The following is a 24,324-nucleotide window of genomic DNA, read 5'->3' on the forward strand; positions in this document are numbered from 1 at the left end:
AGGGGAGTCTAAATGGCCGATAAAAATAATAACTACTGGAAGGCTAATATTGCACTTATTGTTAAGTGCTTATCAATCTGGTTTGTAGTTTCATATCTATTTGGCATTGTGCTAGTAGATGTTTTAAATACCGTCCGAATGGGTGGATATAAACTAGGGTTTTGGTTTGCACAACAAGGCTCAATTTACACGTTCGTAATCTTGGTCTTTTACTATGCAAAAAGCATGGGAAAAATTGACAAAGAATTTGGCGTTGACGAAAAATAGGTAAGGGGAGAAAAATATGGATTTACAAACATTAACGTTTTTATTTGTAGGCGTAACTTTTGCGATCTACATAGGTATTGCCTTCTGGGCAAGAGCCGGCTCAACTAAAGAGTTTTATGTTGCGGGTGGCGGTATTCATCCTGTGGCGAATGGTATGGCAACAGCAGCAGACTGGATGAGTGCAGCGTCATTTATCTCGATGGCAGGTTTAATTGCATTTTATGGATACGGTGGTTCGGTATTCTTAATGGGTTGGACTGGTGGTTATGTGCTACTAGCAATGTTACTTGCGCCTTACTTAAGGAAGCATGGCGCATTTACAGTGCCAGAGTTTATCTCAGATCGATACTATTCAAAAACTGCACGTGTTGTTGCGGTTATTTGTTTAATCATTGCATCGGTTACTTATGTAATTGGTCAAATGAAGGGTATCGGTGTGGCATTCTCAAGATTCCTAGAAGTGGATTATGAGACAGGCTTGGTATCAGGTATGGTTATCGTAGCTTTCTATGCAACCATGGGTGGTATGAAAGGTATTACATACACGCAAATTGCACAGTACGTGATTATGATTATTGCTTATACAATTCCAGCAATCTTTATTTCATTTATGCTTACGGGTAATCCAATTCCTCAATTAGGTTTGGGTAGTGAAATGGCTGATGGTACTTATCTATTAGATAAGCTCGATCAAGTGGTAACACAACTAGGTTTTGCTGAGTACACCACGCAAGCTAGATTAAGCACAACAAACATGTTTGTTTACACGCTATCTCTAATGATTGGTACAGCAGGTCTTCCGCACGTTATCATGAGATTCTTTACTGTATCTTCAGTGAAAGCGGCTCGTGAATCTGCAGGTTGGGCTTTGGTATTTATCGCGCTACTTTACACAACAGCTCCTGCAGTTGCAGCAATGGCAAGATTAAACCTTATGCAAACAATTGATCAGCCTAACGCTGAACAAAACTTGGCATATGCTGATCGACCTTCTTGGTTTAAAAACTGGGAGACTACAGGTCTATTAAAGTTTGAAGACAAGAATAACGATGGCTTGATTTCATACACAGGTGATAAGAAGACTAATGAAATGGTAAAAGTTGATAGAGATATCATGGTTCTTGCGAATCCTGAGATCGCTGGCTTGCCGAACTGGGTGATTGCAATTGTTGCAGCCGGTGGTTTAGCAGCAGCATTATCGACAGCAGCTGGTTTATTGTTAGCTATCGCATCTTCAATTTCACATGACTTGTTAAAAGGTGTGTGGAGACCTAATATCACTGAGAAGGAAGAGCTTAGATACTCTAGAATCTCAATGATTGGTGCCATCTTAATTGCAGGTTACTACGGCTTTAATCCTCCGGATTTTGCCGCAGGTACAGTTGCACTAGCCTTTGGTCTAGCAGCATCAAGTATCTTCCCTGCACTAATGATGGGTATCTTCTCTAAGAAGATGAACAAAGAAGGTGCGATTGCAGGTATGTTGTCAGGTATTGGTATTACATTGTTATATGTATTCCAGCACAAGGGTATCATGTTTGTGAAGTCAACGTCTTTCTTGGGTGACATGGATCCGAACTGGTTCTTAGGTATTGAGCCTAATGCGTTCGGTGCTATTGGTGCCGTGGTTAACTTCGCTGTTGCATTCTTTGTAATGACGCGTACAGCTAAAGTACCTGCAGAGGTTGAGAAGATGGTTGAGAACATTCGTGTTCCCGCATCTAACTAAAAAAACTTTTTAAGTTTTTTACTTTGACACCCGGCAATGCCGGGTGTTTTTTTATTTAAAATAAGGGAATTATGTTTTTTAAAAATAAACACGTTATCACCTCTATGATCGTTGCCCCCATATTGGCAATTATGAGCTACTTTGCAGTTGATTATTATGTCGCTGAAGTACCGCATAAGGCTAAAGATGGTCAATTGTATAAGATGCTTGCCAAGTCTAATTGTCGCTGGGAAAGTGGCCATTGTGATCTAGTCAATGGCGATTTAGAGTTATTAGTCACTTCTGACACACAGCAATATGGCAATAATCACTTTCGCTTAAAATCTGAAACCCCTTTGCAAGAGGTTAAGTTTGCCTTGGTAAGCGAACAAGGTGCGCATTCACAACCAGAGTTAATGAGCTTGGTAGAAGCGGGCAATCAGCTTTGGCAAAGCTCTTTAGTGGATGTTAGAAGATCTGATTATTTGCAGTTTGTAATCTCAGTAAGTGGTAGTATCTTTTATGCAGAAGTACCGGCTATTTTCACTTATCAGGATAAAGACTATTAAATAATGGATATTGAAGCTCTAGAGGTTATTGATTTTCTTAAATCGACACTGCCACTTGATAGTGCAACCACTGCACAGCTTGAATCTCTGGTTAAAGAGATACAAATAGGCTATCGAAAAAGAAAGCATGTTTTAACTCTTAAGCCCAATTTTCTATATTTGGTGCGCAAGGGTGCAGTACTAATCGAAGATGAAAATGAGCAGTTGTTTTCCATTCTAGGTGAGCGCCAGTGGTTTGGATACAATGCTCAGTTAGTTTTGTATTCGCACAGCTGTCAAGAAGACACGCTATATTACAAAATCCCTAAAAAACTATTTTTTGAGCTATTCTCGCAGCAGAGTAGTGTTCATCACTTTTTTGTTGATGCTGGCCTGGAGTCTAGTATCAAGGTGCAAAATATTGTTAAGCAAAATAGCTTACTGGACAACTCAGTACTATCCATGTCCAGAGCAAATGATGCTTATACAATTGACCCTAGTACCAGTATCCGTGATGTGGCCCAATTAATGAGTAGTAAAAATGTTACCTCGGTCGTGGTGACAGAAGGCACTACATTACGTGGTATTGTGACTGATCGTGCTTTTTGTACAAAAGTAGCAGCTACTGGGCTGGACGTTTCATCTCCGGTGAGTGATATTATGACAACTAACCCAATCTCAATTGCGCATTATAAAAGTGGTGTTGAGGCGATGTTGTTAATGGCTAATTCACACATTAGACACCTTCCCATCCTTAAAAATAATCAAGTAGTTGGCGTGGTTACTGCAGCAGATCTGTTGAGAAAGCAAAGCCATAATGTGGTATTTTTGATTAACGAAGTACTGGTATCAGAAACAGTTGGGGAGCTTAAAAAAATATCCCAGCAAGTGCCACTATTACTGCAGCATAGTTTTGAGTCTAATATGGATGAGCATGATATTACTTATTCAATAAGTTCGGTTGGCCGTTCCATCAATCAGCAGTTATTAAAACAGGCGGAAGCCCTCTTAGGAGAGCCGCCCATCGCTTATGCCTGGGTAGTTGCAGGCTCTCTTGCTAGATCTGAGCAAATTGCACATACTGACCAGGATAATTTGCTAATCTTGTCGGATGACTATGATGAAAAGCTACATGGAGAGTATTTTTCTAAACTTAGTGCCTATGTGAGCGATGGTCTAGATGAGTGTGGCTATGTATACTGCCCCGGGGATGTGATGGCAACCAATCCAAAATGGCGACAGCCGGTTTCTGTTTGGCGCTCTTATTATAATAGTTGGATATCAAGTCCTGATCCGAAAGCGTTAATGTATGCCAGTATATTCTTTGATTTGAAATGTATTTATGGTAGCCCTGAACTTTTAGACGACATGTTGTCAGGTGTTTTAAACAACACGCAAAAAAATACTATTTTTCAATCGCACATGGCACATAACGCCGAACACTACACACCTCCTTTAGGATTTTTTAGAAATTTCATTGTAGATCGTCATGGCGCAGATGCAAAAACACTAGATCTAAAGAGAAAAGGGGTTGTTCCAATTGTCGATTTCTCTCGGGTTTATGCGTTGTCACACGGTGTTAGGGCGATAAATACGCAAGATAGATTAAGAGAATTGATGGATATTCATGCCTTGAGTCAATCAGGTGTTAGTGATTTAATTGAAGCCTATAAGTTTATTAATCTGGTTAGGATTGAGCATCAATCTAGACAGATAAAAAATGGACAATCCATTGATAATTTTGTACCAACTAAAGAAATTTCCTCTTTGGATCAAAAACATTTAAAAGATGCATTTGGTATTGTTTCCAATATGCAATCGGCCATGAGTTCTCAGTATCAAACATCCATATTATGAAAAAATTGGCCTATTACTTATTCCCTAAGTATTACCAAAAAACGTTGTTATTAAGGTCTAACTTATCCCCCGCACTGAGAAATTATCTACTTAAGCCTTTGATTAATAAAAAAATGCTAATCAAGGATATTGAGTTTTTAGTGCTTGATTTTGAAACAACCGGGCTCAATCCTGCCAAAGAAAAAATTATTAGCATGGGTTACACTGTGATCAAAGATATGCACTTATTGGCAGCTTCTAGTCAGCATTTATTGATTAATCCTGAACAGTCACTCACAGAAGAAAATGTGAGTATTCATCAGTTAACAGATGATGATCTTAGTCAGGGAATAGGTCTGAATGATGCCATGGATAAGCTTTTTAGTGAAATGAATAATCGAGTAGTGATTGCGCATTTTGACAATATTGAAAAAAGATTTATTAATTGTGCTTGTCAAAAATTGTACAAAATTAATTGCTTACCCATGAGAATGTTAGACACTTTAAAAATTGAAAATAGAAAGATGATGAATACTAAAGGTTATATTCAACCTGAAAGTCTGCGTTTATTTTCTTTAAGAGAGAAATATAATTTACCAAGATATAAGGCTCATAATGCAATGCAAGATGCCATTTCAACCGCGGAGTTATTTTTAGCCCAAGTCAGTCATATGGGTGATGCTAATACGATAGAATTGAAAGACCTAATTTAAGAAAATAGCTTTCTAGAAAATTTGTTTTTAGGTATTATTAATTTATATTTCTTGAACTAGCTATTAATTATGTATCCAATTCTCCAGTCAAACAAAACCCCTTTATGTGATGAAAAAAAATATGAGTTGATGTACAACGACTCAATTAACAATGCAGATGAATTTTGGGCTACCCAGGCAAAAGAATTCTTAGATTGGGATAAAGACTGGAACGAGGTCTCTAATGTGGATTACACCCAAGGAAAAATTGAGTGGTTCAAGGGTGGCGAATTAAATGTTGCTTATAACTGTATCGACAGACACTTACCGCAAAGAGCTAAGCAAACTGCTATTATTTGGGAAGGCGACGATCCTGATGTGAGTCAGAAGGTTACTTATCAACAACTACACGATGAAGTGGCAAAGCTTGCTAATGGTTTAAAGAATTTAGGTGTTAAAAAAGGCGATCGAGTTTGTATTTATATGCCGATGATCCTTGAGTCTGCTTACGCTATGTTAGCATGTGCCCGTATTGGCGCTATTCACTCAGTAGTATTTGGCGGGTTTTCACCAGAGGCCCTTAAAGATCGAATTTTAGATTCTGAATGTAATGTTGTTATTACTGCTGATGAAGGTATGCGTGGTGGACGATCAACAGCACTTAAGTCAAATGTTGATCTTGCAGTCGAAGGTTGTGATTGTGTTAGTAAAGTAGTAGTGGTGCAAAATACTAAAGGCTCAGTTGAATGGGGTGATAAAGATATTTGGTACCATGATTTAGTAGCTGATGTTCCAAGCGAGTGCCCATGTGAGTCGTTCGATGCTGAAACACCATTATTTATTCTTTATACATCAGGGTCTACTGGAAAACCAAAAGGCGTATTGCACACTTCAGGCGGCTATTTACTTTATGCGGCAATGACACATAAATATGCATTTGATTATCAAGAAGGCGATATTTACTGGTGTACGGCTGACGTAGGTTGGGTAACAGGACACTCTTACATTGTTTATGGTCCTCTGGCAAATGGCGGAACTACTCTTATGTTTGAAGGTATCCCTTCTTATCCAGATGCTTCACGTTTCTGGCAAGTGATTGATAAGCATCAGGTTAATACATTCTATACGGCACCTACTGCTATTCGCGCCCTTATGGGTGCAGGTGACGAATTTGTTGAAAAAACTGACCGTTCTAGCTTAAGAATATTGGGCACAGTTGGAGAGCCGATTAACCCGGAAGCTTGGGAGTGGTATTACCATAAAATTGGTCAAGCTAAATGTCCGGTAGTTGACACTTGGTGGCAAACTGAAACAGGTGGCCATATGATTTTACCATTGCCTTATGCAACTGCATTAAAGCCTGGATCGGCAAGTAAGCCTTTCTTTGGTGTTGAGCCGCAAGTGGTTAATGAAAAGGGTGACATTTTAGAAGGTGAAGCGGAAGGTATCTTGGTACTAGCTAGATCTTGGCCAGGGCAAATGCGCACACTTTACAATAATCATGAGCGCTTCATGGAGGCTTACTTCTCAACTTTCCCGGGTAAATATTTTGCTGGTGACGGTGTTAAGCGCGATAGTGATGGCTATTATTGGATTACTGGACGCGTTGATGATGTTTTAAATATCTCAGGTCACCGTCTAGGTACAGCTGAGATTGAATCAGCACTGGTCTTACATGAGAGTGTTTCAGAGGCTGCTGTGGTGGGTTATCCACACGACATCAAAGGGCAGGGTGTTTACGCTTATGTTTCTATTATGAGTGGTGTTGAGCCAACAGATGCATTAAAAACAGAGCTGGTTAAACTGGTGCGTAGTGAAATTGGCCCAATTGCATTGGTAGACAAAATTCAGTTTGCACCAGGATTGCCAAAAACACGTAGTGGCAAGATTATGCGTCGAATCTTAAGAAAGATTGCCGAGAATGATTTTGATAATCTGGGTGACACCTCCACCCTGGCGGAGCCAGAGGTGGTTGAAGATTTGATTAATAATCGAACCGTTTAATAATCAAATTAACGGGCTTGGAGTTTCTTCAAGCCTTTTTTAATTTTGTCCTTTAAGCTAACTTCACATTGGTTGTGGTAGTTGTTTTGCATGCTTTCATCTAAAGAAATCACTTTACCAAATACCTGATTTTCAAGCTCAATAGTGTTTTTAATGTTGGCACAATAGTTGCCAATTTCTTCCGTTGTGTAAGAGATTAAGGTTGCAACTCCAATGGCAGGTACAATTAATCCGGTTACTGCGATGCCGCTAGAAGTTTCTTTAAGTTCTTTGATTCTGGCAATGTTTTGCTCAACAGTGGCTTTATTCTGAGTTTCAAAAACTTGCTCAAGGTAGCTAATTTTTTCTGCAGAAATGTCGAGTTTTTTCTCAACTGATTGCAGAGATCCTTTTAGTGATTTGACTTGATTTCTTGCATCATCCATTTGTGACATTTCATCACCTAAAACGCTGGTTTTACTCGTTGCTAAAGAGAGTTTGTCTTGTGAAATCTTAAGTGCTGATTGCGCTTTGATAAGTTGATCATTCAATGCTTCAAGTGCTGAATTGTTAGAGGTGTCATTTGAACTTTCGATTGGCTGAAGAGCGCTTATTTTTTGGTTGTACTCTTGAGTGATACCCTCAACTTCCTGCTCTAAAGTATCTAGTTTTTCACTGTAAAAAAAATAGCCTGCAATTAATGCAAAAGCTAGAACAATAGCGCTAAATAGGGATTTGTTTTCCATGGTCAGTTCTCATTCGTTAAATGGTGTAATTAGGTAGGCATTATACACTATTTTGAGAACTATATAAGAATATTATTATATTTTAATATATTATTCTTTTAGCCATTTGGCAGCCTGTTTGGCATAGTAAGTCAGAATGGCATCACTGCCCGCACGTTTAAAAGAAAGCAAAGTTTCAAGTGTGACTTTTTTCTCATCAATCCAGCCATTTTGACTGGCCGCCTTAATTTGTGCATATTCACCACTCACATGATAAGCAAAAGTAGGCATGCCAAAGGTTTGCTTAATGCGATAAACAATGTCTAAATAAGGTAAGCCAGGTTTAATCATTACCATATCAGCACCTTCATCAATATCTAGTTCAACTTCACGCATGGCTTCGTCCGAATTGGCAGGATCCATCTGGTAAGTTTCTTTGCTAGAGGCGCCAAGATTGCTTGCAGAGCCAACTGCATCCCTAAACGGACCGTAGTAACTAGATGCATATTTGGCGGAGTAAGCTAAGATTTTGGTATGAATAAAGCCATTTTCTTCTAAGGCTTCACGAATTGCACCAATACGTCCATCCATCATATCTGAAGGCGCAACAATATCACTGCCTGCTTGCGCATGAGAAAGTGCCTGTTTAACTAAAACTGCAACGGTTTCATCATTTAGCACATATCCAGATTCATCAATTAGCCCATCTTGACCATGCGTGGTAAATGGGTCGAGCGCAACATCAGTAATCACTGCTAACTCAGAAAATTTATCCTTTAATGCGCGTACAGCACGCTGTGCGAGTGCATCTGGATTGTAAGCTTCTTGTGCATCTAAAGATTTTTTCTCATTAGGTACAACTGGAAATAAAGCCACGGCGCGAATGCCTAAATCAACCAATTCTTGAGCTTCTAGCAATAATTGATCAACACTTAAACGCTCGATATCAGGCATAGAATCAATGCTTTCGCGCTTGTTGTCGCCCTCAATTACAAAGAGTGGAAAGATTAAGTCATCGGTGCTTAGGGTGTTTTCACGCATTAATTCACGGGTATATGCGTGTTTTCTCATACGACGTGGTCTATGGGTTAAAATTGTCATCTTAATTTAAATTCTAATAATTTCATCGATTATACAACAATGAATCAATCAAACGAAACGTTAACCAGCATGTCAAGCGTCAAAGAGGCGTTTATCCAACCTTTTCCAAACTCTCATAAGATTTATGTTGAGGGTTCTCGCGCCGATATTCAGGTGCCAATGCGTGAAATCACACTCACAGATACCATTGGTGATCTAGCTGAGAAGAATGACCCCATTCACGTGTACGACACTTCGGGTGTTTATACCGATCCAACTGTGCAAATTGATTTGCGCAAAGGCTTGAGTAATATTCGCGAAGCCTGGATTGACGAAAGAGCGGACACTCAAACGCTGGACGGCATGAGCTCAACTTTTTCAAATGAGCGCCTGGATGACGCAGAATTAGACGCTTTGCGTTTTGAGTTTCTAAAGACGCCAAAGCGTGCCAAAGAAGGTAAAAATGTCACCCAAATGCATTATGCCAAGCAAGGTATTATCACCCCTGAAATGGAGTACATTGCCATTCGAGAAAACTGTAAATGGCAAGATTACAAAGATCAAATCGGCCAACAAAAAGGCGAAAGTTTTGGCGCCGATATCCCGGATGTTATTACTGCTGAATTTGTGCGTAGTGAGGTTGCTCGCGGGCGCGCGGTGATTCCGGCCAATATTAATCATCCTGAAACTGAGCCGATGATTATCGGACGCAACTTCATGGTGAAAATTAATGGTAATATTGGTAACTCAGCCTTAGGCTCAAGTATTGAAGAAGAAGTCGATAAAATGGTTTGGGGTATTCGCTGGGGTGCAGACACCATTATGGATCTTTCAACAGGCAAAAATATTCACGAAACTCGTGAGTGGATTATTCGTAATTCTCCAGTGCCAATTGGCACGGTGCCAATTTACCAAGCTTTAGAAAAGGTTAATGGTATTGCCGAAGATCTTAATTGGGAGGTGTTTAGAGATACGCTAATTGAGCAAGCTGAGCAGGGAGTGGATTATTTCACCATTCATGCCGGCGTACGCCTACAACACGTACCACTAACCATTGATCGTATTACTGGCATTGTTTCTCGTGGTGGCTCGATTATGGCCAAGTGGTGTTTGGCGCATCATACTGAAAGTTTTATTTATACGCATTTTGAAGAAATTTGTGAAATTATGAAAAAGTACGATATTACTTTTTCACTTGGCGATGGTTTGCGTCCAGGCTGTATTGCTGACGCTAATGACGCAGCGCAATTTGGCGAGTTGGAAACACTAGGCGAGCTAACTAAAATCGCTTGGAAGCATGATGTACAAACCTTCATCGAAGGCCCTGGACACGTGCCAATGCAGATGATTAAAGAAAATATGGATAAGCAATTAGACGAGTGTGGTGAAGCGCCGTTTTATACGCTAGGACCATTAACTACTGACATTGCTCCGGGTTATGATCATATTACTTCAGCCATTGGTGCGGCGCAAATCGGATGGTACGGTTGTGCCATGCTTTGCTATGTAACCCCTAAAGAGCACTTAGGCTTGCCAAATCAAGATGATGTTAAAGAAGGTATTGTTGCTTACAAAATTGCTGCTCATGCAGCCGATCTAGCCAAAGGTCATCCGGGTGCGCAGATTCGGGATAACGCTTTAAGTAAAGCGCGTTTTGAGTTTAGATGGGAAGATCAGTTTAACTTAGGTTTGGATCCAGATACAGCGCGTAAATATCATGACGAAACCATGCCAAAGCAAGCAGCGAAGACATCGCATTTTTGCTCTATGTGTGGCCCTAAGTTTTGCTCAATGAAAATTACCCAAGAAATCAAAACTATGGACGCGGCAGAAATCGCCAAGATTAATGCCATTCAAGTGGAGATGGATCAAAAATCAGCTGAGTTTTTAGAGAATGATTCTGAAATTTATATGAAAGAGGGTGCTTAAACATCCATTTTCATTTTTTGGGAAATTTCTAAAGCTTTAAAGGATTTTAGGCAGCATTGTTTGCTAGGGTTGAGGTTTTCGCAATTGCAGTAGTTGTGTTTGGTCTGAAACACCACGAAATCCTTTAAAAGGGCGCCTTTTCCGGCTTTAATTGCCTTTATATAGGCGTTTTCACTAATGTTAAAGCAATAACACAGGAGTTTTTCATTGGATTTTGAATTGCAACAGTCCATTTTGATTTTTTCCAATATTTCTTAAGTACAATAATCACTTTAATTATAAAGAATATTTAAGTATGTGGCTAGCAGCATTAATTAACACCATTATTGTCACCCTTAGTGTTTTGATTCATTATGAGTTTTTGTATCGTGCGACTAACTTAGTGCCAAGGGTTCAAATTAAACATCGGTTTAGAATTGTGGTGGTGGTGTTTATTGCGCTCATTGCACATGTAGTTGAAATATGGCTGTTTGCTTTGGCTTATTTTTTAATGAGTAAAGATAAGGTCTGGGGTGAGATACAAGGTAATTATGACGGCTCGTTTATGGACAGTGTTTATTTTTCATTTACAAATTTCACCACACTCGGTTTTGGCGATATTGAGCCCTTTGGCTCTATCCGATTTTTAGTAGGTATGGAGGCCTTGGTGGGCTTTGTGCTAATCACTTGGACCGCTTCTTTTTTGTATTATGAGATGCAGCGTTATTGGGATGCTAAATAATATCCATAGCGATTTTAGCAATTCTTTTAACCGCACCTTGTTGAGAGTCAAAATATTGTTTGGCATTAGCACCCAAAGACTCCAACTGCTCGGGGTTGTTTAATAATTGCATAATTTCTGTAAATAACTGCTTGGAATCCTGCACTTGGATGCCGGCTTTTTTATTTAATAAATTACTAGAAATTTCAGCAAAATTAAACACATTAGGGCCAAAAATAATCGGCTTGGATAAAGCGGCCGGCTCTAACATATTGTGCCCGCCCGTATCATTCAAGCTTCCTCCCATAAACACAATATCGCTCACTTCGAAATAGCTCATCATTTCACCCATTGAATCACCCAGTAGTACATCTGCCTGAGTGGCTGATCTAGCGCTTGATCGGCGCTCAATACTCAAACCAGCGCTAAGAGCTAATTTTTCTACTTGATTGAATCGTTCAGGATGTCTTGGTACAAAAACAACCAGTGCATTAATCTGCTCTTTAACAGCCAAATAGCTATTGATAATTTGCACCTCTTCCCCTGAATGGGTGCTGGCAAAAGTAATTACAACCCGCCCTTGGGTGATTTTTTTAATGGCTTTGGTGGTGAGTAGGTCTGATTTTGGATTTTGATCAAATTTGATATTACCCGCATTGACGACTTTGTCTTCTTGTGCGCCAAGTTGAATAAAACGATCAGCTGAGTTTTGATTTTGAGAGGCTATCAAGCTTAAATTATTAAGTGTTTGATGGATTAGTTTTGGGGCAAATTTTTGATATTTTTTTAACGATCGCTCTGAGAGTCTGGCATTAATTAAAATACTGGGAATGTTGTTTTGCTTTAAAGAATGGATTAAATTTGGCCAAATTTCAGTTTCCATAAGAATACACAAAGCAGGATTTAGGCGCTGAATATAGCGCTTAATAATTGGACTTAAGTCAAAAGGAAAATAGCAATGTAGAATTCGATCTCCATAGTGATGTGTAAGCGCACTAGAGCCGGTTGGTGTGGTGCTGGTTATTAATATTTTATGCTTTGGATGTTGCTTGATTAGAGTGTCGATCAGCGTGATAGAGGCTCTAAATTCACCCACTGAAACACAATGGATCCAAATGACAGGCAAGGAGTTTTTTTGAATAAACCCCAGTCTTTCGTGGATCCTTTTTCGATAGGCAGGTGCCTTGATAGATTTCACAAATAACCGAATAATTAAAATCGGTAATAATAAATATCCAACTAGGCTGTATAGGGTTCGATTCATTTGTCGGTGGTATAATAGCTTTATTGTATTTTAGCGGTTTTTTATGAAGTTTGTTGATTCTGCCAGTATTCGTATTGAAGCTGGAAAAGGAGGGGCGGGTTGCTTGGGCTTTCGTCGAGAAAAATATATTCCAGATGGCGGTCCAGATGGCGGTGATGGCGGTGATGGCGGGCACGTGTATTTCCGTGGCCAAGAGAGTCTTAACACCCTAAGTGAATTCCGCTTTAATCGTCTTTTTAGAGCAAAAAATGGTCAGCCTGGATCGGGCCAAAATAAGCGTGGAAAATCAGCCGATCATTTAACCGTGGAGATTCCACTCGGCACTAAAATCTACGATTTAGAAACCGACGAGCTAATTGGTGAAATGATTGAGCACGAGCAAGTTATTTTGGTGGCCAAGGGTGGTTTTCATGGGCTAGGCAATACGCGTTTTAAATCTAGTATTAATCGTGCACCGCGTAAGACCACACCCGGCTCGCTAGGCGAGGCGCGTGAAATTGGCCTAGAGATGAATGTGATGGCTGATATCGGTCTGCTTGGTATGCCCAACGCAGGTAAATCAAGTCTAATTCGTCAGATTTCCAGCGCTCGTCCTAAAGTAGCGGATTACCCATTTACTACCTTGCATCCTTCATTAGGCGTGGTGTCTTATTACGATGAGCATATTGTCATGGCTGATATTCCAGGCTTGATCGAAGATGCCAGTGAAGGTGTGGGTTTGGGTTTTGAATTTTTAAAACATCTATCTCGCTCTAAAGCTTTGTTGCACGTTTTGGATATTTTGCCAGCAGACGGATCAGATCCTGCTAAAAACTTTTTAACCATTGAAAAAGAGTTAAGAAAATATGATCCAGAATTAGCCGATAAGCCGAGAATGTTAGCTATTAATAAAATGGATTTAATGCCTGAAGATGATCGCACTGAAATTGTTAGTCGCTTGTTAAAAGAAATCAACTATCAGGGAGAATTTTATAATATTTCAGCACTTAACGGCCTAGGCTGTAAAGATTTGGTTGAAGGTTTGTTTAAGTTGGTTAAAAATAATAACAATGAGTAAACAAAGATGGGTGGTTAAAATCGGATCAGCACTACTGACCAATGATGGTCAGGGTTTGGATAAGCGTGCAATTAGCGCTTGGGTTGAGCAAATTGTGCACCTAAAAAGTCAAGGGATTGAAGTTATCTTGGTTTCGAGTGGTGCGATTGCAGAGGGTATTAAGCGTCTAGGCTGGGAGGCTCGTCCTGAGAATATTCACCAACTTCAGGCGGCTGCTGCTGTTGGGCAAATGGGCTTGGTGCAAGCTTATGAATCCTTATTTGCTAAGCATGCTATTCATACTGCGCAAATACTCCTAACCCACGACAACCTAGCCAATAAGCAGCAAAGTGATAACATCTCAGCTACATTGAATGCGCTGCTTGAGTTAAGCACGGTGCCGATCATTAACGAAAACGATACAGTGGCTACCGAAGAGATTAAATTTGGCGATAACGATACTTTGGCGGCATTGGTGGCAAATTTAGTTGGCGCTACTCAGCTGGTTATTTTGACAGATCAAGGCGGTGTTTATGATGCTGATCCTAGAAAAAATGCAAAGGCTGAGCTGATTGAGAAAATTCAAGTTGATGATGAAAAATTATCAAGAGTTGCGGGCAGAACAGGTGGCTCATTAGGTTCAGGTGGCATGTATACCAAAGTGCTCGCTGCCAAAACAGCTTCCCGCTCAAAAACCAATACTGTAATTGCCTCGGGCAGACAGGATAATGTTTTAATTAAATTAGGCGCTGGTGAGCGTGTTGGGACGTTAGTCCATTGCTAGCTTATATCGGACTTGGGTCAAACCTTGATCACCCAAAACAGCAGATTAAAACTGCGGTGATGGCACTGCACAGTGCTAAAGATGTGGAGGTGGTTAACCTTTCAAGTTTGTATCAATCGCCACCCGTAGACAATTCAGATCAGCCTGATTATATAAATGCAATCGCCCAGGTGAGTACACACTTAACCCCATTAGAATTGCTCCATGTTTGCCAAGCTATAGAAACTGATCAGCATCGTGAGCGTGCTCAAAAATGGGGTGCTAGAACCATTGATTTGGATATTATTATCTATGGCGTTCAAGTGGTTGCCTCCAAGCAATTAGTCATTCCTCATCCTGAAATGATGAATCGAGCTTTTGTACTGATTCCTTTGGCTGAGCTTGAGCAGGATTTAAAAGTGCCGGTACTTGGCCCTATTCAAGAGCTTATTGAGAAGTTGGGTGAGTATCAATTAACAAGATTATGAAATTATCAGCATTACAATCCTTTAAGAAAAATGGTGAAAAGATCACCTGCCTAACAGCGTATGACGCCTCATTTGCTAAGTTGTTTGATGCGTGTGGTGTGGATATGATTCTGGTGGGTGACTCCCTGGGTAACGTAATCCAAGGTGGGGAAAATACCTTGGGCGTTAGCATGGAAGATATGATTTACCATACGCAAGCCGTTGCAAAATCTATGCAAAATGCGCTATTGATTGCTGATATGCCTTACCAAAGCTATACCCATGCTCAGCAAACCTTAGAAAATGCCAAACGCTTAATGAGTGTTGGTGCGCAAATGGTTAAATTTGAAGGAGGTGCTGAGCATGAGGCTTCTTTTAAAATCTTGCAAGAGAGCGCTATTCCAGTCTGTGGCCACTTGGGTTTGCAGCCACAATCTGTTGTTGAGATGGGCGGCTATAAAGTGCAAGGCAAGGACGATGCTGGTGCCAATAAAATATTAGAAGATGCCTTGCTACTAGAATCTTGGGGTGTGAAAGTGTTAGTTCTTGAGTGCGTTCCTGAAACACTAGCCACTAAAATTTCAGCCAAATTAAGCATACCAACTATTGGCATTGGTGCCGGTGTTAATTGCGATGGACAGGTTTTGGTAAGTTACGATATGCTTGGCATTAATACCGGCCACTTGCCAAAATTTGTTAAAAACTTTTTGACTGGCCATGATTCAATACAGTCTGGTGTTAAAAGCTATATTAACGCAGTTAAAAATCAAACTTTTCCTAACGATAAACACAGTTACTAATGCAAGTTTGTGTAAATAATCAGCAACTAGCTGAAGCGGTCTCAATGTGGAGAGCGCAAGGTAAAACCATTGCCTTTGTACCAACAATGGGTGGGCTTCACGCTGGACATTTGTCTTTGACTCATCAGGCCAAAAAAAATGCCGATAAAGTCGTGGTGAGTATTTTCGTTAATCCTACACAATTTGGTGAAAATGAAGATTTTGATAACTATCCAAACACCTTGGAGCAGGATCTAATTCAGCTAAAGGCTTGCCAGGTTGATGCTGTTTTTACACCTGATAAAGGGCAAGTTTATCCAGACGGATTTGAGAGTCACTTAAAGGCCGGCAGTTTGTCTCAAGGGTTGTGTAGCGATTCTCGCCCTGGGCATTTTGATGGCGTGGTTCAAGTGGTACATCGATTGTTTGAAATTATCAAGCCTGATGTGGCTATTTTTGGCCAAAAGGATTATCAGCAGTTGTTGGTTATTAGGCAAATGGTGAGAGAAATGAGCCTGCCTATTGAGATTCTATCAGGTGATATTGTGCGAGAAGATAGTGGACTCGCCATGAGTACTAGAAACCAGTATTTATCTACAGAAGAGCAAGAGATCGCCACAAAAATATACCAAGTATTAACACAGCTAAAGCAAGTGGTTTTATCAAGTGAAGCATTAGCACCCGCTATCGCGCATTCAAAGGCAGTCTTAAGTCAGGATTTTAAAATAGAGTATCTATCTGTATTAGATGCTAATACCCTTAAATCTATTACTGACAATACTGCTCAAATTGCGATATTATGTGCGGTGTTTTTAGGGTCAACTCGTTTGATTGATAATATTGTTTTTGATAAAGGATAGCCATGTTTAGTATTACGGATGAAGCACAAGATTATGTTGCAGATTTATTTGCACAGCAAGATGATCAAGAATTAGGTCTTAAGGTTGATGTAACGCGTGCAGGTACACCAGCTGCAACTGTTTCGTTTAATTTTTGTCATCCCAAAGATTTGACCCCTAGCTATGAAAAATTTGAATACAAAGGTTTTTTTGCCTATATTGATAAAGCTAATTTTCCTTTTTTGGAAGAGTCAGAAGTTGCTCTAAAAGACGAAGGTGCCGGTAAAAAACTTACCATTACTGCACCTAATGCTAAAGGCGAAGAGCCAAAGGCGGATGCGCCATTAGAGGAAAGAATCAAATACGTTTTGGCTGCTGAAATTAGCCCGGGGCTTGCATCACATGGTGGCTTTGTTGACTTGGTTGAAATTACCGAAGATAAAGATGTTATTCTTAATTTTGGTGGCGGTTGTCAGGGCTGCTCTTCAGTTAAGGCAACTTTAGAGCAGGGCGTTGAAGCGCAGCTTAGAGGGCGTTTTCCAGAAATAAAATCAGTACGCGATGTTACTGATCACTCTCAAACAGATAACGCCTATATGTAAAAAATAGGCAAGGCGCTAGCCTTGAATTTATATGGTGTAAACTAGTCGGTATGATTATAAAAATAGATGCAACTGAACAAGAGCGAAAGGCTGCCAAGGCTGCGCACGAACTATTCACCATTAATACTATTCTTATTCACATCATTGGCACACTTGGGCTGATAAAGCTGCTTAACACCAGTATGAACATTGCCATTGGACTAACAATTGTTGTTTCTACAGGTGTTATTATTTATACCTATTTACGCACCAAAAAAGCCAAAAAAAATGATGCATATTTGGTTTATTTGCATTGGCAAATGTCGCTTAATCGTTACAAAATTTTAGTCTCTGCTTATGTGTTTTATATACTCATTACCTCATTAGGATTATTGATTGGTGACAGTGGCGCTAATAGTATGGACGGCACCAGCATTACTGGCTCAATTTTGACACTACTAGGTACCGTGCCCTTGTTCTTCTCGGTGTTAATTTCTGCGGTACTTGGATCAGGTTCTATGTTTAATGCGGGTCGCGGGGAAGTGGAGCAAAAATTTGCTCAAAAATACCCTCAATGAATGAATTCGAACTAATTGAAAAATATTTCAATTGGACTGGTTCAAACCCAGATGTCATTGGTGTTGGTGATGATTGTGCACTAATTACAATAGATAGTAACTCTCAGTTAGCCACCAGTGTCGATACCCTGATTGAAGGGGTGCATTTTCCTAAAAATACCTCGGCTGCTGATATTGCACATAAAGCGCTGGCAGTTAACCTAAGCGATTTGGCTGCCATGGGGGCAACACCCGAGTACTTTACACTGGCCCTAACCCTGCCTGAATTTGACGAAAGCTGGCTAAAGGAATTTTCCAATGCGCTTAAAACCTTGGCCAATCAATATAATATCACCTTGGTGGGTGGCGATACAACCAAAGGTCAGCTAAGTATTAGTATTAATGTAACTGGGGTTGTTAAAAAAAATAAAGCCTTATTGAGATCATCAGCTCAAGTTGGAGATGTTATTTTTGTTTCCAATACAATTGGAGATGCAGCTCTTGCTTTGTGGAAAATTCAGCAAAATATCAAACCTAGTGAACAGCTTTTAAGCCAGTTTAATAGGCCTGATCCACAGGTGCAATTGGGCTGTGCGTTAGTTGGAATTGCTAATGCTTGTATTGATATTTCTGATGGCTTAGAGCAAGATCTTACTCACATTCTTAAACGCTCAAATGTAGGTGCACGAATTAATTTATCTGATATTCCACTTGGCATTGAGATGCAAACTCATATTGAAAAAAGCCAAGACTGGTGCTTGGCATTGGCCGGTGGCGATGACTACGAGTTGTGCTTTAGTGTTGCACCAGAAAATTTAAGCAAACTAAAAAAGATCGAGGAAGATTTGGATATTAAATTGAGTGCTATCGGCTTAATCACTCAAGATGAGGGTATTGAAAGGATGGGTGGCTTTGATAAAAAGTGCTTGTCTTATCAGCACTTTTAGTGGGTGACCCGTCTGGATGACTGAGTAATTTTAAAAGCTAATGCGGAAAAAAAGATAAAAGAAGCAGAAAATTAAAACTCACTTTTTAAGCAACCAAAATTTTCAAGTATTTTTTCTTTTTCCCAGGCAGATTTTGGAATTGGTAAAAGGAGTTTAGTTAATCTAAATGACTGAGTAATTTTAAAATCTAACGCAGAAAAAAGATAAAAGAAGCAGAAAATTAGACTTCTTTCTTCTCAGCAATAGTTTTGCAATCAATACACTCATCCGCAGTAGGGCGAGCCTCTAGGCGAACAAAGGCAATTTCAGCGCCACAAGTCTTGCAATAGCCATAATCACCCATTTCAATAATGTGCAATGTTTTGTCAATTTTGCCAATTAATTTACGCTCACGGTCACGTGTTCTGAGTTCTAATGCAAACTCTTCTTCTAAAGTGGCGCGATCATTAATATCAGCCACTGGCGTTGAGTCTTCTTGAATGTGGCTGATAGTTGACTCAGCATCACTTACTAATTGATCTCTCCAAGTGTTGAGTTTGTTTTTAAAATGATCAAGTTGAGCATCGCTCATAAACTCTTCATCTTTTTTGGGTGTGTAGTGAGGAATATCTTGGTAGTCTGTCTGTGACATGATGTAAGATTAATTTAAAAAAAATATGTTTATACCTAAAGTAACTTAAAATAGCAATTTATTTTTGAACATATTTTATTATAAAACTATTATGACACTAGAAGCACTAATTTTCGATGTCGACGGAACCCTTGCAAACACTGAAAGAGATGGACATTTGGTTGCCTTTAATTTGGCTTTTAAAGAATTGGGTCTAGATTGGCAGTGGTCGAACGAACTTTACCACGAATTACTAAATGTCACCGGTGGCCAATTACGCATTAAATATTATTTAAAGAAATATAACACCGAATTCCAGCATGACGATTTGGATAATTTTGTTGCCTCAATTCACAAACTTAAAACCAGCATATACGTACGCTTGATGGACGAGGGCGCAGTGCCTTTGCGCCCAGGTGTTGAGCGCTTGTTTAATGAAGCAAGAGCAGCGGGTTTGCGCCTGGCCATTGCCACCACCACCACGCCTGCGAATGTTGACGCATTAATTGCCAACACATTGGGTAAAGAGGCTTTGGATTGGTTCGAGGTGATTGGTGCAGGCGATGTGGTGCCAAATCTTAAGCCGGCTGGAGATATCTATACTTACGTACTGGAGCAGATGAATATTGATGCAAATAAGTGCTTAGCTTTTGAGGATTCTCATAACGGTATTATTTCTGCGACTGAGGCCGGGCTAAAAACTTTGATCACTGTGAACGAATACACCAACACTCATGAGTTTGAAGGCGCATGCGCTGTTTTGAACAACTTGGGCGAAGCAGAGCAGCCTTTTGAAATGATCAAGGGTGATGCCACCACCTCAACATTTGTTGATGTTGGCTATTTACGAGCGCTACATGCACAGCATTGTTAAACTAGCAGATGCGACGCGTGTCTATGATGTGGCAACAATTACGCCATTGGCTCGTGCACATCAGCTTTCTGAGCGCCTAAATAACAACGTCTATTTAAAACGTGAAGATGAGTTAAGTATTCATGCTTTTAAGTTAAGAGGTGCCTATCAAAAAATCTCCTCTTTAACGGCCGAAGAAGCGTCCAAGGGAGTGGTAGCATCAAGTGCGGGTAATCATGCGCAAGGGGTGGCTTTATCTGCCAAGAAACTCGGCATTGACTCTATCATTGTCATGCCATTATCAACGCCTAAAATTAAAGTAAATGCAGTGGAGCAGTTGGGCGGCAAGGTAGTTTTGCATGGTGATGTGTATGACGATGCTTATCAATATGCCAAGCAACTTGAAAAACAGCAGGACTTAGTCTTTATCCATCCTTATGATGACATCGAAGTGATGGCAGGCCAGGCAACAATTGCCAAAGAGCTGCTTAATCAACTAGAAAATATCGACAAAGTGTTTATCCCTGTAGGCGGCGGCGGGTTGATTGCTGGCATGGCCACCTACCTTAAGCATTATGCACCGAGGATTCGAGTGATTGGTGTTGAGCCTCAAGATTCGCCAACGCTATATGAAGCATTAAAACAAAACAAACGAGTTATTCTGCCAGAAGTGGGTCGTTTTGCTGATGGGGTTGCGGTTAAGCAGATTGGTGAAAAAACTTTCGAAATTGCCAAACAAGTGGTTGATGAAGTCATCCTAGTGAGTAATGATGAGATCTGCGCGGCCATTAAAGATATTTATGAAGATGTCCGCTCCATATCAGAACCTGCTGGAGCGCTCGCAACAGCAGGCATCAAGAAGTATGTTGAAACTCACAACTTAACAGGTGAACGCTTAGTTTCTGTAGTCTCAGGCGCCAATGTTAATTTTGATCGTCTGCGCTATATTTCAGAGCGCGCTGATATTGGTGAACACAATGAAGCCATTATCGCTGTGACGATTGATGAAAAGCCTGGTAGTTTTTTGAAGTTTTGCCAAATGCTAGAAGATCATTCGATTACCGAGTTTAATTATCGTTATGGCTCGGATACCCAGGCGCGAATCTTTGTTGGTGTTTCGCTCAATGAAGGTCTGAGTGAAAAACAAGCACTATTAGGGCGTTTGTCTGACTCGTTTGATGTCTTAGATATGAGTGATAACTCCATTGCCAAAACTCATATTCGTTATATGGTTGGTGGACGTAGTAATTGCGAGCACGAAGTACTCTATCGATTTGAATTTCCAGAGCGCCCCGGCGCTTTGTTAAATTTCTTGAAAAAAATTGGCAGTCATTGGAACATAACCCTATTTCATTATCGTAATCATGGTGCTGATTTTGGACGTGTATTAATTGGCTTGCAAGCCCAAGATGTTACTAAGCTAGAGCAAAGCTTTGATGAATTAGGCTATTTCTACCAAAACGAAACCGACAACAAGGCCTATCAATACTTCCTTTAGAGATGCAACACCTCAAGATATAGCAGAAATATTAGCGATTGAGAGGTGTGCATTTACAACACCCTGGAGTCAGCAAAAATTCCTTGATGCGTTTGAAAATCCAGCCATAACGACGCGAGTAATTCTACATAATAATCATATAGTGGGATATTTACTGGCATTAGAGTCAATCGATTTTGTTGATATTTTGAATATCGCCATTCACCCAAATCTCCAACGACAAAACTTGGGAAAAAGCCTGCTAGACGAGTTGTTGCAACGATTAGACAAGAATAAGGTGCACGCTATTTTGTTGGAGGTTAGGGTGTCTAATGTTTCAGCTATTCACTTTTATCAGCAATACGGCTTCGAATGGATTGATACGCGCGAAAAATACTACTCGAACCTTGAGGATGCTAAAATACTACATCTACTTATTTAACAAAACACTAGAGGGTGAACATGGGTTATCAACACATTCAAGTGCCAGAAAATGGCGAAAAAATTACTTTTGACAATGGCGCTATTCAAGTTCCAAATCGTCCAATTATTACTTATATTGAAGGTGATGGTATTGGCTCTGATGTCTCTCCAGTGATGAAAAAAGTCATTGATAGTGTGGTTGAAAAAACCTACAACGGTGAAAAATCAATCCAATGGATGGATATTTATGCCGGTGAAAAGGCTAATGAAATTTACGGGGAATACTTGCCTCGAGAAACATTAGACGCTATTCAAGAATTTGGTGTATCTATTAAGGGTCCACTAACAACACCAGTTGGTGGCGGTATGCGTTCTTTGAACGTTGCCATTCGTCAAGATCTTGATTTGTTTATTTGTCAGCGTCCAGTGCAATACTTTACCGGCACGCCGACACCTGTTAAAGCGCCTGAAAAAGTTGATATGGTAATCTTTAGAGAAAACTCTGAAGATATCTATGCCGGTATTGAGTATCAATCAGGCACAAAAGAAGTAAAAAAACTAATCGACTTTTTGCAAGATGAAATGGGAGTGACTAAAATCCGTTTTCCAGAAACCTCAGGAATCGGAATTAAGCCCGTTTCTAAAGAGGGTACAGATCGCTTGGTTCGCGCAGCGATCCAATATGCAGTTGATAACGACAAAGACTCCGTCACACTTGTGCACAAGGGTAATATCATGAAATTCACCGAAGGTGGTTTTAGAGATTGGGGTTATCAGTTAGCTCGAGAAGAGTTTGGCGCTCAAGTTTTGGGCGATGGTCCATGGTGTGAATTTACCAACCCTAAAACGGGTACAGTTATTACCGTTAAAGATGTTATTGCTGACGCCTTCTTGCAACAAATCTTATTACGACCTGATGAGTACTCTGTGATTGCCACACTTAATCTAAATGGTGATTACGTATCTGATGCGCTTGCAGCTCAAGTGGGTGGTATTGGTATTGCACCAGGTGCAAACTTATCAGACACAACAGCCGTCTTTGAGGCAACTCATGGTACAGCACCTAAATATGCGGGCTTGAATAAAGTTAATCCTGGTTCTATTATCCTATCTGCAGAAATGATGTTAAGACACATGGGTTGGACTGAAGCAGCAGATAAAATTTTAGAGGCGATGTCAGTTGTCATTCAAAACAAGACAGTCACTTACGATCTTGAGCGACTTATGGATGGTGCGACTTTATTATCATGTTCAGAATTTGGCGACGCGCTGATTGATTCTATATCATAGTATTAACCTCTACTAATAGTGTTGCAAAGTAACTAGAGTGGCGTATTATGAGTTATAAGTAGACATTAATTTATTTGCTTTGTAATCAATATATTAAAATAACTCTTAGAGGAGAAATAATGAAAAATGTAACAAAAGTAGTAGCAGTCGCTACAATTATGGCAGCTGCTTCAGCTTCAGCTTTTTTTGGTAACAACGGCGGTAACAACGGTTGGGGCAACTCAAACGGCATGAGCAACTTTGGTCCTTTCGATGGTGGTTCAAACATGGGTCCTTTTAATGGTGGCAATAACTGGGGTCCGTTTACGGGTGGTCAGAACATGGGTCCTTTTAATGGTGGTTCAAACATGGGTCCGTTTAACGGCGCTCAAAACATGGGTCCATTCGCCAACAATAACAACATGAACAATGATTCTGATTGGGGTTTCCATTACAACAATAAGAACAAGACTGGCAACGTTTCTAACGCTACTACAGACGGTCAGTATGCTGGCGCTGCTTCTGCTAATGCTAAGGCACAAGCTGATGCATACGCTAAAGGTGCGGCTGATGGTTTTGCTAAAGGCCAAGCTGATGCATACTCTAAAGGTTATGCAGACGCTAAAGCAGCTTCTTCTGCAGACAGTAGAAGTCAATAGTCAAAACGCTTAGTATAAAAACCAGCTTTCGAGCTGGTTTTTTTATGTCTAAAATTTAGTCTATTATTAACAACCTATATATATGTATTAATTCTAGCCATCAAAAAACTTAGAATTAGTCAAATGCATAATTTGCCATATTTTATAAAGTAGCTGATTATTCTTGATAAATATCTACTTTTTTGAATAAAAACGCGTTTTTTATCGGTCAAAATCAAGTTATTTGCCTAGATTTAGCTGTATTTTGATCTAAATTCTCGATATTTTCATTTTTTTCAATATTTTTTATTACCAAAAAACGTTGCTACGAAAGGGTTTATTAATTAATTGAT

The 24,324-nt window shown here is 40.0% G+C and carries 24 protein-coding genes and 1 pseudogene; 21 read left to right on the forward strand and 4 right to left on the reverse strand.

All coding sequences use genetic code 11. The annotated features are described in order from the left end of the window. Positions 1–12 precede the first annotated feature (12 nt). From ABNR88_RS02360 to acs, 6 genes are all read left to right on the forward strand, one after another. The gene (locus ABNR88_RS02360) at positions 13–267 is read left to right on the forward strand and encodes a DUF4212 domain-containing protein (protein ID WP_291927441.1); all 255 of its coding nucleotides are present in this window, start codon (positions 13–15) and stop codon (positions 265–267) included. A gap of 16 nt (positions 268–283) precedes the next feature. Next, positions 284–1,996, forward strand: coding sequence for a sodium:solute symporter family protein (locus ABNR88_RS02365; RefSeq protein ID WP_291927438.1), 1,713 nt, complete (start codon positions 284–286; stop codon positions 1,994–1,996). Positions 1,997–2,067: 71 nt separating this feature from the next. Next, positions 2,068–2,544 carry a hypothetical protein gene (locus ABNR88_RS02370; protein WP_348669925.1) on the forward strand — a complete coding sequence of 159 codons (477 nt, stop codon included), beginning with the start codon at positions 2,068–2,070 and terminating at the stop codon, positions 2,542–2,544. 3 nt (positions 2,545–2,547) lie between these two features. Then, a complete protein-coding gene (locus ABNR88_RS02375) occupies positions 2,548–4,380 on the forward strand; it encodes a putative nucleotidyltransferase substrate binding domain-containing protein (RefSeq protein ID WP_291927433.1) in 1,833 nt (610 codons plus the stop codon). Then, positions 4,377–5,072, forward strand: coding sequence for an exonuclease domain-containing protein (locus tag ABNR88_RS02380; RefSeq protein ID WP_291927430.1), 696 nt, complete (start codon positions 4,377–4,379; stop codon positions 5,070–5,072). Before ABNR88_RS02375 ends, ABNR88_RS02380 begins: the two co-directional genes overlap by 4 nt. 69 nt (positions 5,073–5,141) lie before the next feature. Continuing rightward, on the forward strand, positions 5,142–7,055 hold the full coding sequence (gene acs / locus ABNR88_RS02385; RefSeq protein ID WP_291927427.1) for an acetate--CoA ligase: 1,914 nt from the start codon (positions 5,142–5,144) through the stop codon (positions 7,053–7,055). An 8-nt stretch (positions 7,056–7,063) separates the two neighbouring features. Here the strand turns inward: acs and ABNR88_RS02390 are convergent, their stop codons facing one another. Both ABNR88_RS02390 and hemB read right to left on the reverse strand, forming a co-directional pair. Further along, on the reverse strand, positions 7,064–7,780 hold the full coding sequence (locus ABNR88_RS02390; protein ID WP_291927425.1) for a hypothetical protein: 717 nt from the start codon (positions 7,778–7,780) through the stop codon (positions 7,064–7,066). A gap of 90 nt (positions 7,781–7,870) precedes the next feature. Then, entirely contained in the window at positions 7,871–8,860 is a 990-nt protein-coding gene (hemB, locus tag ABNR88_RS02395; RefSeq protein ID WP_291927424.1) for a porphobilinogen synthase, read from the reverse strand. A 39-nt stretch (positions 8,861–8,899) separates the two neighbouring features. Between hemB and thiC the strand changes: the two genes are divergently transcribed. Further along, positions 8,900–10,768 carry a phosphomethylpyrimidine synthase ThiC gene (gene thiC, locus ABNR88_RS02400; protein ID WP_348669928.1) on the forward strand — a complete coding sequence of 623 codons (1,869 nt, stop codon included), beginning with the start codon at positions 8,900–8,902 and terminating at the stop codon, positions 10,766–10,768. A gap of 295 nt (positions 10,769–11,063) precedes the next feature. Next, entirely contained in the window at positions 11,064–11,489 is a 426-nt protein-coding gene (locus ABNR88_RS02405; protein ID WP_291927418.1) for a potassium channel family protein, read from the forward strand. Here the strand turns inward: ABNR88_RS02405 and waaA are convergent. Next, a complete protein-coding gene (gene waaA, locus ABNR88_RS02410; RefSeq protein ID WP_291927415.1) occupies positions 11,482–12,732 on the reverse strand; it encodes a lipid IV(A) 3-deoxy-D-manno-octulosonic acid transferase in 1,251 nt (416 codons plus the stop codon). The two genes, ABNR88_RS02405 and waaA, sit on opposite strands and share 8 nt — an antisense overlap. A 43-nt stretch (positions 12,733–12,775) precedes the next feature. Between waaA and cgtA the strand changes: the two genes are divergently transcribed. From cgtA to thiL, 8 genes and pseudogenes are all read left to right on the forward strand, one after another. Continuing rightward, positions 12,776–13,789: an Obg family GTPase CgtA gene (cgtA, locus tag ABNR88_RS02415; RefSeq protein ID WP_291927411.1), complete on the forward strand. Its 1,014-nt coding sequence runs from the start codon at positions 12,776–12,778 to the stop codon at positions 13,787–13,789. Then, positions 13,782–14,540 (forward strand): annotated as a pseudogene (gene proB / locus ABNR88_RS02420) (glutamate 5-kinase); the annotation flags it as partial. The gene cgtA and the pseudogene proB, both read left to right, overlap by 8 nt. A 5-nt stretch (positions 14,541–14,545) precedes the next feature. Continuing rightward, complete coding sequence (folK, locus tag ABNR88_RS02425) at positions 14,546–15,019, forward strand: 2-amino-4-hydroxy-6-hydroxymethyldihydropteridine diphosphokinase (protein WP_291927409.1); 474 nt, start codon at positions 14,546–14,548, stop codon at positions 15,017–15,019. Further along, the gene (gene panB / locus ABNR88_RS02430) at positions 15,016–15,798 is read left to right on the forward strand and encodes a 3-methyl-2-oxobutanoate hydroxymethyltransferase (protein WP_348669931.1); all 783 of its coding nucleotides are present in this window, start codon (positions 15,016–15,018) and stop codon (positions 15,796–15,798) included. Before folK ends, panB begins: the two co-directional genes overlap by 4 nt. Next, on the forward strand, positions 15,798–16,637 hold the full coding sequence (gene panC / locus ABNR88_RS02435) for a pantoate--beta-alanine ligase (RefSeq protein ID WP_348669933.1): 840 nt from the start codon (positions 15,798–15,800) through the stop codon (positions 16,635–16,637). Before panB ends, panC begins: the two co-directional genes overlap by 1 nt. A 2-nt stretch (positions 16,638–16,639) precedes the next feature. After that, positions 16,640–17,218: an NfuA family Fe-S biogenesis protein gene (locus tag ABNR88_RS02440; RefSeq protein WP_291927400.1), complete on the forward strand. Its 579-nt coding sequence runs from the start codon at positions 16,640–16,642 to the stop codon at positions 17,216–17,218. Between the two features lie 50 nt (positions 17,219–17,268). Beyond that, entirely contained in the window at positions 17,269–17,775 is a 507-nt protein-coding gene (locus ABNR88_RS02445) for a hypothetical protein (protein ID WP_291927397.1), read from the forward strand. Beyond that, complete coding sequence (gene thiL, locus ABNR88_RS02450; RefSeq protein WP_291927394.1) at positions 17,772–18,701, forward strand: thiamine-phosphate kinase; 930 nt, start codon at positions 17,772–17,774, stop codon at positions 18,699–18,701. The genes ABNR88_RS02445 and thiL overlap by 4 nt, the downstream gene beginning before the upstream one ends. A gap of 220 nt (positions 18,702–18,921) precedes the next feature. On the opposite strand, the gene dksA is transcribed toward thiL, so the two are convergent. Beyond that, positions 18,922–19,332 (reverse strand): RNA polymerase-binding protein DksA, encoded by a 411-nt coding sequence (gene dksA, locus ABNR88_RS02455; RefSeq protein WP_291927390.1) that lies wholly within the window; start codon positions 19,330–19,332, stop codon positions 18,922–18,924. 91 nt (positions 19,333–19,423) lie between these two features. Here dksA and ABNR88_RS02460 point away from each other — a divergent pair, with 91 nt between their 5' ends. The 5 genes from ABNR88_RS02460 (at position 19,424) to ABNR88_RS02480 (ending at position 23,992) form a co-directional block, all read left to right on the forward strand. Continuing rightward, on the forward strand, positions 19,424–20,185 hold the full coding sequence (locus ABNR88_RS02460) for an HAD family hydrolase (protein ID WP_291927387.1): 762 nt from the start codon (positions 19,424–19,426) through the stop codon (positions 20,183–20,185). Beyond that, positions 20,169–21,662, forward strand: coding sequence for a threonine ammonia-lyase, biosynthetic (gene ilvA, locus ABNR88_RS02465; protein ID WP_291927498.1), 1,494 nt, complete (start codon positions 20,169–20,171; stop codon positions 21,660–21,662). Before ABNR88_RS02460 ends, ilvA begins: the two co-directional genes overlap by 17 nt. A 28-nt stretch (positions 21,663–21,690) precedes the next feature. Then, positions 21,691–22,083, forward strand: coding sequence for a ribosomal protein S18-alanine N-acetyltransferase (gene rimI, locus ABNR88_RS02470; RefSeq protein WP_291927494.1), 393 nt, complete (start codon positions 21,691–21,693; stop codon positions 22,081–22,083). 20 nt (positions 22,084–22,103) lie between these two features. After that, positions 22,104–23,354, forward strand: a complete 1,251-nt coding sequence (icd, locus tag ABNR88_RS02475; protein WP_291927384.1) for an NADP-dependent isocitrate dehydrogenase — start codon at positions 22,104–22,106, stop codon at positions 23,352–23,354. A gap of 119 nt (positions 23,355–23,473) precedes the next feature. After that, on the forward strand, positions 23,474–23,992 hold the full coding sequence (locus tag ABNR88_RS02480) for a hypothetical protein (RefSeq protein WP_291927381.1): 519 nt from the start codon (positions 23,474–23,476) through the stop codon (positions 23,990–23,992). The last annotated feature ends 332 nt before the right edge of the window (positions 23,993–24,324 follow it).

The organism is uncultured Candidatus Thioglobus sp., from assembly GCF_963981275.1.
Lineage (GTDB): Bacteria > Pseudomonadota > Gammaproteobacteria > PS1 > Pseudothioglobaceae > Thioglobus_A.

Coding starts and splice junctions, on each gene's coding strand:
- ABNR88_RS02360 (WP_291927441.1), top strand. CDS start 13: ATGGCCGATAAAAATAATAACTACTGGAAGGCTAATATTGCACTTATT.
- ABNR88_RS02365 (WP_291927438.1), top strand. CDS start 284: ATGGATTTACAAACATTAACGTTTTTATTTGTAGGCGTAACTTTTGCG.
- ABNR88_RS02370 (WP_348669925.1), top strand. CDS start 2,068: ATGTTTTTTAAAAATAAACACGTTATCACCTCTATGATCGTTGCCCCC.
- ABNR88_RS02375 (WP_291927433.1), top strand. CDS start 2,548: ATGGATATTGAAGCTCTAGAGGTTATTGATTTTCTTAAATCGACACTG.
- ABNR88_RS02380 (WP_291927430.1), top strand. CDS start 4,377: ATGAAAAAATTGGCCTATTACTTATTCCCTAAGTATTACCAAAAAACG.
- acs (WP_291927427.1), top strand. CDS start 5,142: ATGTATCCAATTCTCCAGTCAAACAAAACCCCTTTATGTGATGAAAAA.
- ABNR88_RS02390 (WP_291927425.1), bottom strand. CDS start 7,780: ATGGAAAACAAATCCCTATTTAGCGCTATTGTTCTAGCTTTTGCATTA.
- hemB (WP_291927424.1), bottom strand. CDS start 8,860: ATGACAATTTTAACCCATAGACCACGTCGTATGAGAAAACACGCATAT.
- thiC (WP_348669928.1), top strand. CDS start 8,900: ATGAATCAATCAAACGAAACGTTAACCAGCATGTCAAGCGTCAAAGAG.
- ABNR88_RS02405 (WP_291927418.1), top strand. CDS start 11,064: ATGTGGCTAGCAGCATTAATTAACACCATTATTGTCACCCTTAGTGTT.
- waaA (WP_291927415.1), bottom strand. CDS start 12,732: ATGAATCGAACCCTATACAGCCTAGTTGGATATTTATTATTACCGATT.
- cgtA (WP_291927411.1), top strand. CDS start 12,776: ATGAAGTTTGTTGATTCTGCCAGTATTCGTATTGAAGCTGGAAAAGGA.
- panB (WP_348669931.1), top strand. CDS start 15,016: ATGAAATTATCAGCATTACAATCCTTTAAGAAAAATGGTGAAAAGATC.
- panC (WP_348669933.1), top strand. CDS start 15,798: ATGCAAGTTTGTGTAAATAATCAGCAACTAGCTGAAGCGGTCTCAATG.
- ABNR88_RS02440 (WP_291927400.1), top strand. CDS start 16,640: ATGTTTAGTATTACGGATGAAGCACAAGATTATGTTGCAGATTTATTT.
- ABNR88_RS02445 (WP_291927397.1), top strand. CDS start 17,269: ATGATTATAAAAATAGATGCAACTGAACAAGAGCGAAAGGCTGCCAAG.
- thiL (WP_291927394.1), top strand. CDS start 17,772: ATGAATGAATTCGAACTAATTGAAAAATATTTCAATTGGACTGGTTCA.
- dksA (WP_291927390.1), bottom strand. CDS start 19,332: ATGTCACAGACAGACTACCAAGATATTCCTCACTACACACCCAAAAAA.
- ABNR88_RS02460 (WP_291927387.1), top strand. CDS start 19,424: ATGACACTAGAAGCACTAATTTTCGATGTCGACGGAACCCTTGCAAAC.
- ilvA (WP_291927498.1), top strand. CDS start 20,169: ATGCACAGCATTGTTAAACTAGCAGATGCGACGCGTGTCTATGATGTG.
- icd (WP_291927384.1), top strand. CDS start 22,104: ATGGGTTATCAACACATTCAAGTGCCAGAAAATGGCGAAAAAATTACT.
- ABNR88_RS02480 (WP_291927381.1), top strand. CDS start 23,474: ATGAAAAATGTAACAAAAGTAGTAGCAGTCGCTACAATTATGGCAGCT.